Genomic DNA, 5,719 nt, shown 5'->3' on the forward strand with positions numbered 1-5,719 from the left:
CGGGAGTTGCTCCCGGGGCCGCCGCCGTGCGTGGGTCGGGCCGTGACGGTCGCCGTGCGCGCGTCAGGCCGCGACGGTCGCGTTCCAGGCGGCCTCGGCGGCGGCCAGGGCGGGCGCCGGGTCGGCCGAGGTGGCGGCGGCGAGGCCGGTGAGGCAGGCGCGGACGGTGTCCAGCGAGGCGGCCCGCCCGTAGTGGTTGACCCGCAGCATCGAACCGGCCAGCGCGCCGCCGCCCGGCTGGACCGGCAGGGCCGGGTCGAGGCGGGCGGCGAGGGCGGTCGCGTCGACGCCGTCCGGGGTGCGCAGGGTGGTGGCGACCGGGGCCGCGTGGGCGTCCTCGACGACGTACGGCGCCAGGGTGCCGAGCGCGCGGACGCCGGCCCGGGTGGCGGCCGAGGCGGCGCGGTGCCGGGCGATCACGGCGGGCAGGCCGTCGGCGGCGATCCGGTCCAGGCAGGCGCCGAGCGCGAGCATCTCCAACTGGGCCGGGGCGTGCGGCAGTACGGCGCGGCCGGCGTCGGTCCAGCGCTCCTTCCAGTCCAGCAGCGAGAGGTAGGAGCGGCGCGGGGCGGCCGGGTTGGCGGCGATCCGCGCCCAGGCGCGCTCGGAGACGGACACGGCGGAGACGCCGGCCGGGCCGCCCATCGCCTTCTGGCCGCCGATGACGCACAGGTCGACGCCCCACTCGTCGGTGAGCACGGGCTCGGCGGCGACGGAGGCCACCGCGTCGAGCATCAGCAGCGCGCCGTGCTCGCGGACCACGGCGCCGATCTCGGCGACCGGGTTGGTGTTGCCGGTGGCGGCCTCGGCGTGCACCAGGGAGACGAAGTCGATCTCCGGGTTCGCCTCCAGGGCCGCGGCGACCTGCTCGGCGCTCACCGCGCTGTCGAAGGGCACGGCCAGGTCGACGACCTTCGCCCCGCAGGAGCGCAGCCAGTTGCCGAAGGTCTGCCCGTACGGGCCGGTGACGACGTTGAGGGCGGTCGAGCCGGGGTGCGCGGCGCCGCGGATCGCGGCCTCCAGGGGGAGCAGCGCCTCGCCCTGGGTGACGATCACGTCGGCCCCGGTGTGCAGCAGGGCGGCCACCTGGTCCTCGATCGCCGCGAACTCGGCGGCGCTGAGCGGGGGCAGGTCGAGGAAGGGGCTCACGTCGGTATCGCCTTTCGCGGGAGTCGCGCGGGGGCCGCACGGGGGTCGTGCGGGGTGGGGGTGCGGAAACGAGTCTGCCGCATTGTGACTGCTTACACGGAACCCGCCCGTCGGTAGAGTGCGGCCATGAGCGATGGCGCGGTGCTGCACGTGCGGGGTCGGGTGCTGGTCGGTCCGCAGGACGTCCGGGACGAACTCTGGGTGGTGGACGGCCGGGTGAGCTTCACCCGCCCGCCGACCGCCGGGGACGTCCGGACGGTGACCGGCTGGGTGCTGCCCGGCCTGGTGGACGCGCACTGCCACGTCGGCCTGGACGCGCACGGCGCGGTGGACGCCGAGACCAGCGAGAAGCAGGCGCTCACCGACCGGGACGCCGGCACCCTGCTGATCCGCGACGCCGGCTCGGCCGCCGACACCCGGTGGATCGACGACCGCGAGGACCTGCCCCGGATCATCCGGGCCGGGCGGCACATCGCCCGCACCCGCCGCTACATCCGCAACTACGCGCACGAGATCGAGCCCGGCGACCTGGCCGCCTACGTCCGGGCCGAGGCCCGGCGCGGGGACGGCTGGGTGAAGCTGGTCGGCGACTGGATCGACCGCGACCGCGGCGACCTCGCCGCCTGCTGGCCCGGCGACGCGCTGGCCGAGGCGATCGCGGCGGCGCACGAGGAGGGCGCCCGGGTCACCGCGCACTGCTTCTCCGCCGAGTCGCTGCCGGACCTGCTGGCGGCCGGGATCGACTGCGTCGAGCACGCCACAGGCCTGACCGAGGAGCTGATCCCGGTCTTCGCCGAGCGCGGGGTGGCGATCGTGCCGACCCTGGTCAACATCGCGACCTTCCCGGACCTCGCGGCCGGCGGCGAGGCCAAGTTCCCGGCCTGGTCGGCGCACATGCGGCGGCTGCACGAGCGCCGGTACGCCACGGTGGGCGCCGCGCACGACGCGGGCATCCTGGTGTTCGTCGGCACCGACGCGGGCGGCTCGCTGGCGCACGGGCTGGTCGCGGAGGAGGTGGCGGAGCTGGTGAAGGCGGGACTGAGCCCGGCCGAGGCGCTGTCGGCGGCGAGCTGGGGAGCGCGCGCGTGGCTGGGGCGGCCGGGGCTGGAGGAGGGCGCGCCGGCGGACTTCGTGGTGTACGCGCAGGACCCGCGGGCGGACGTCCGGGTGCTCGCGGACCCGCGGCTGGTGGTGCTGCGGGGGCGGCCGGTCGGGTAGCCGCGCCGGGGTTCCGCCGCGGGGCCGGGGAGGGTGTCCGGGCGGGGGCGCCGCCGGCCCCGGGCCGGCCCGCCGCTGGGGTTCCGCCGGCCCGCCGGGCCCTCTCGATCACATGATCATCCGCTGAAAGCCGTGTCGGTGTAGGCCGATAGGGTGGCGACCATGGCACCGCGTCCACTGAACGAGATCGTCGAGCCCGGCTGGGCCACCGCCCTGGAACCCGTCGCCGGACGGGTCGCCGCGATGGGCGACTTCCTGCGCTCCGAGCTGACCGCAGGCCGTACCTACCTGCCCTCCGGCCCGAACGTGCTGCGCGCCTTCCAGCAGCCCTTCGCCGACGTGCGGGTGCTGATCGTCGGGCAGGACCCGTACCCGACCCCCGGCCACGCCGTCGGGCTCAGCTTCTCGGTGGCGCCGGAGGTGCGGCCGATCCCGGCCAGCCTGATCAACATCTACCGGGAGTACGGCACCGACCTGGGCCTGCCGGAGCCGTCCAACGGGGACCTCACCCCGTGGACGAACCAGGGCGTGCTGCTGCTCAACCGGGTGCTCACCGTCCAGCCGCGCAAGAGCGGCGGGCACCGGGGCAAGGGCTGGGAAGCGGTCACCGAGCAGGCGATCCGGGCGCTGGTGGCGCGCGGCGGCCCGCTGGTGGCGATCCTGTGGGGGAGCGACGCCCGCAACCTGCGGCCGCTGCTGGGCAACGTCCCGTCGGTGGAGTCGGTGCACCCCAGCCCGATGTCGGCCGACCGCGGCTTCTTCGGCTCGCGGCCGTTCAGCCGGGCCAACGAGCTGCTGGTGCGGCAGGGGGCGCAGCCGGTGGACTGGCGGCTGCCCTAGCAGAGATGGGTCAGCGCAGAACGCCAATCTCACTCCAACGGGTGAAATGACGTTCTGTGTTACTCATGTGACGGATTGTTCGAGAAGACTGGCGGCTCATCGTTTCATCTGTGTGGGGGTACCGCCTTGTCTTCTCGCCCGTCTTCGGCCTCGTCTTCGTGCTCGTCCGCTCGCCCGTCCGCTCGCCGAATCGTTTCCGCCGCCGCGGCCACCGCCGTGGTGGCGAGCTCACTGCTCACCGCCGCGCCCGTCCAGGCGGCCGAGCCCGCCCCGTCGTCGCCCGGTAAGGCGCGCGCCGTCACCGCCGAACTCGACCTGGACGTCAGCCTGTTGAACAAGGCGGTGGACGTCCCGGTGAACATCGCGCTGAACAAGGTGGAGTCGCCGGCGCAGCGCGACGGCTCGATCCTGACCGCCACGGTGGCCGGGGTGGACCAGACGGGCCCCGTCACCCTGGTCAAGGCGGACGTCGGCAAGTCGGTCACCCGCGTCGACGCCAAGGGCGCCACCGCCTCCGTCAAGCTGGTCAACGCCGACGTGCACGCCCCCGGCCTGCCCGCCACCGCGCTGCTCGGCCTGGAGGCGATGAGCGCCGAGGCCAGCTGCCCGGTGGACGGGCAGCCCACCGCCGACGTGGTCGCGCCGCTCAAGCTCAGCGTGCTCGGCAAGCCGGTCACCGTCGGCCTGTACGGGCCGACCAAGGTGGACGTGCCGCTGGTCGGCAGCGTCTCGGTGGAGTTCTCCAAGAAGACCGTCACCACGACCACCGCCGCCGCCTCCGCCCTGGAGGTGCAGGTGGAGGTGAACCCGCTCAACCTGAACGTCGCCAAGGTCACCGGGAAGGTCACCGTCGCCTCGGTGAGCTGCGAGAAGCCCTCCGGGCCGGCGGCCACCCCGTCCGGCCCGGCCACCCAGAGCGCCGCGCCCACCAGCGCGCCCGCCGTCGAGCCGGTCGCCGACACCACCGCCTCGCGCACCCCCGTTCCGCAGGCCGCGGTGGAGAAGCCGGAGAAGTCGGAGAAGCTGGCCGCCACCGGCGGCAGCAGTGCCACCGGCCCGCTGGCCGCGGGGGCCGCCGCCCTGGTCGCGGGCGGGGCGGCCGCACTGTGGGCCACCCGGCGCCGTCGCGCCGCGCACGCCCGCCGGCACTGACCGTCCGCCGGCACTGACCGTCCGCCGGTACTGACCGTCCGCCGGTACTGACCGTGTGGCTCCGCTGACCACGGGGTGGCGCTGATCACGCGTCGTCACTGAACGTACCGGCATCGTCACTCATGGTACCCGGAGCGGCGGGAGTGTCGCCCCCGGCACTCCCGCACCGTGACCGTGCCAATGCGGACGGTTGGTTCACCTGCGCGTTACACAAGAGGAACAACCGGGAAACGGCGGCTTGCGACGCTACGCGGGCACCCACCACCCAGCAATGCGAGGGACACGCAGTGGCAATCAAGGCCGAGTACATCTGGATCGACGGCACCAAGCCGACCGCGAAGCTCCGTTCCAAGACTCGCGTCCTGCCCAACGCCGACAAGATCCCGACCTGGGGCTTCGACGGTTCCTCGACCAACCAGGCCGAGGGCCACGCCTCGGACCGCGTGCTGGACCCGGTGCGGGTGACGCCGGACCCGATCCGCGGCGGCGACAACATCCTGGTCCTCTGCGAGGTCCTGGAGACGGACGGCACCCCGCACGTCTCCAACACCCGCGCCCTGCTGCGCGAGGTCGCCGAGAAGTACGCCTCGCAGGAGTCGATCTTCGGCATCGAGCAGGAGTACACCTTCTTCAAGGGCTCCCGCCCGCTCGGCTTCCCGGAGGGCGGCTTCCCGGCCCCGCAGGGCGGCTACTACTGCGGCGTCGGCGCCGAGGAGGTCTTCGGCCGCGAGATCGTCGAGCTGCACCTGGACCGCTGCATCGACGCCGGCCTGGCCATCTGCGGCATCAACGCCGAGGTCATGCCCGGCCAGTGGGAGTTCCAGATCGGCCCGGTCGACGCGCTGACCGTCTCGGACGACATGTGGATCGCCCGCTACCTGCTGTACCGCACCGCCGAGGAGTTCGGCATCGACGCCACCCTCGACGCCAAGCCGGCCCGCGGTGACTGGAACGGTGCGGGCGCCCACACCAACTTCTCCACCAAGGCGATGCGCGAGGGCTACGACGCCATCATCACCGCCTGCGAGTCGCTCGGCACCTCGCAGGAGAAGGTACTGGAGCACGTCAACCAGTACGGCCACGACATCCAGTCGCGCCTCACGGGCAAGCACGAGACCGCCCCGTGGAACGTCTACAGCTACGGCGTCTCCGACCGCGGCGCCTCGGTGCGCATCCCGTGGCAGGTCGAGGTGGACAAGAAGGGCTACATCGAGGACCGTCGCCCGAACGCCAACGTCGACCCCTACGTCGTCACCCGGCTCCTGATCAACACCTGCTGCGAGGCCCTGGAGAAGGCCGGCCAGGTCTGATCCGCCGCGTCTCCTGAGCAGTCCGCCGGGCCTCCCCTCCATGTGAGGGG

5 protein-coding genes are annotated in these 5,719 nt (G+C 73.8%); 4 read left to right on the forward strand and 1 reads right to left on the reverse strand.

Features of this window, described 5'->3' with window-relative positions; all coding sequences use genetic code 11:
* Window positions 1–63 precede the first annotated feature (63 nt).
* Complete coding sequence (locus ACFU7Z_RS35110) at window positions 64–1,149, reverse strand: alanine--glyoxylate aminotransferase family protein (protein ID WP_117490014.1); 1,086 nt, start codon at window positions 1,147–1,149, stop codon at window positions 64–66.
* A gap of 126 nt (window positions 1,150–1,275) precedes the next feature.
* Here ACFU7Z_RS35110 and ACFU7Z_RS35115 point away from each other — a divergent pair, with 126 nt between their 5' ends.
* The 4 genes from ACFU7Z_RS35115 to glnII all read left to right on the forward strand — a co-directional run bounded on the left by ACFU7Z_RS35115 (window position 1,276) and on the right by glnII (window position 5,669).
* Window positions 1,276–2,367: an amidohydrolase family protein gene (locus ACFU7Z_RS35115; RefSeq protein ID WP_380782045.1), complete on the forward strand. Its 1,092-nt coding sequence runs from the start codon at window positions 1,276–1,278 to the stop codon at window positions 2,365–2,367.
* Between the two features lie 162 nt (window positions 2,368–2,529).
* Window positions 2,530–3,207 carry a uracil-DNA glycosylase gene (locus ACFU7Z_RS35120; RefSeq protein WP_049659571.1) on the forward strand — a complete coding sequence of 226 codons (678 nt, stop codon included), beginning with the start codon at window positions 2,530–2,532 and terminating at the stop codon, window positions 3,205–3,207.
* Window positions 3,208–3,333: 126 nt separating this feature from the next.
* Entirely contained in the window at window positions 3,334–4,359 is a 1,026-nt protein-coding gene (locus ACFU7Z_RS35125) for an SCO1860 family LAETG-anchored protein (RefSeq protein WP_380782047.1), read from the forward strand.
* A 287-nt stretch (window positions 4,360–4,646) separates the two neighbouring features.
* Complete coding sequence (glnII, locus tag ACFU7Z_RS35130) at window positions 4,647–5,669, forward strand: glutamine synthetase (RefSeq protein ID WP_049656664.1); 1,023 nt, start codon at window positions 4,647–4,649, stop codon at window positions 5,667–5,669.
* The last annotated feature ends 50 nt before the right edge of the window (window positions 5,670–5,719 follow it).

The sequence above is a fragment of the Kitasatospora sp. NPDC057518 genome (assembly GCF_042802075.1).
Taxonomy (GTDB): domain Bacteria; phylum Actinomycetota; class Actinomycetes; order Streptomycetales; family Streptomycetaceae; genus Kitasatospora.

Coding starts and splice junctions, on each gene's coding strand:
- ACFU7Z_RS35115 (WP_380782045.1), top strand. CDS start 1,276: ATGAGCGATGGCGCGGTGCTGCACGTGCGGGGTCGGGTGCTGGTCGGT.
- ACFU7Z_RS35120 (WP_049659571.1), top strand. CDS start 2,530: ATGGCACCGCGTCCACTGAACGAGATCGTCGAGCCCGGCTGGGCCACC.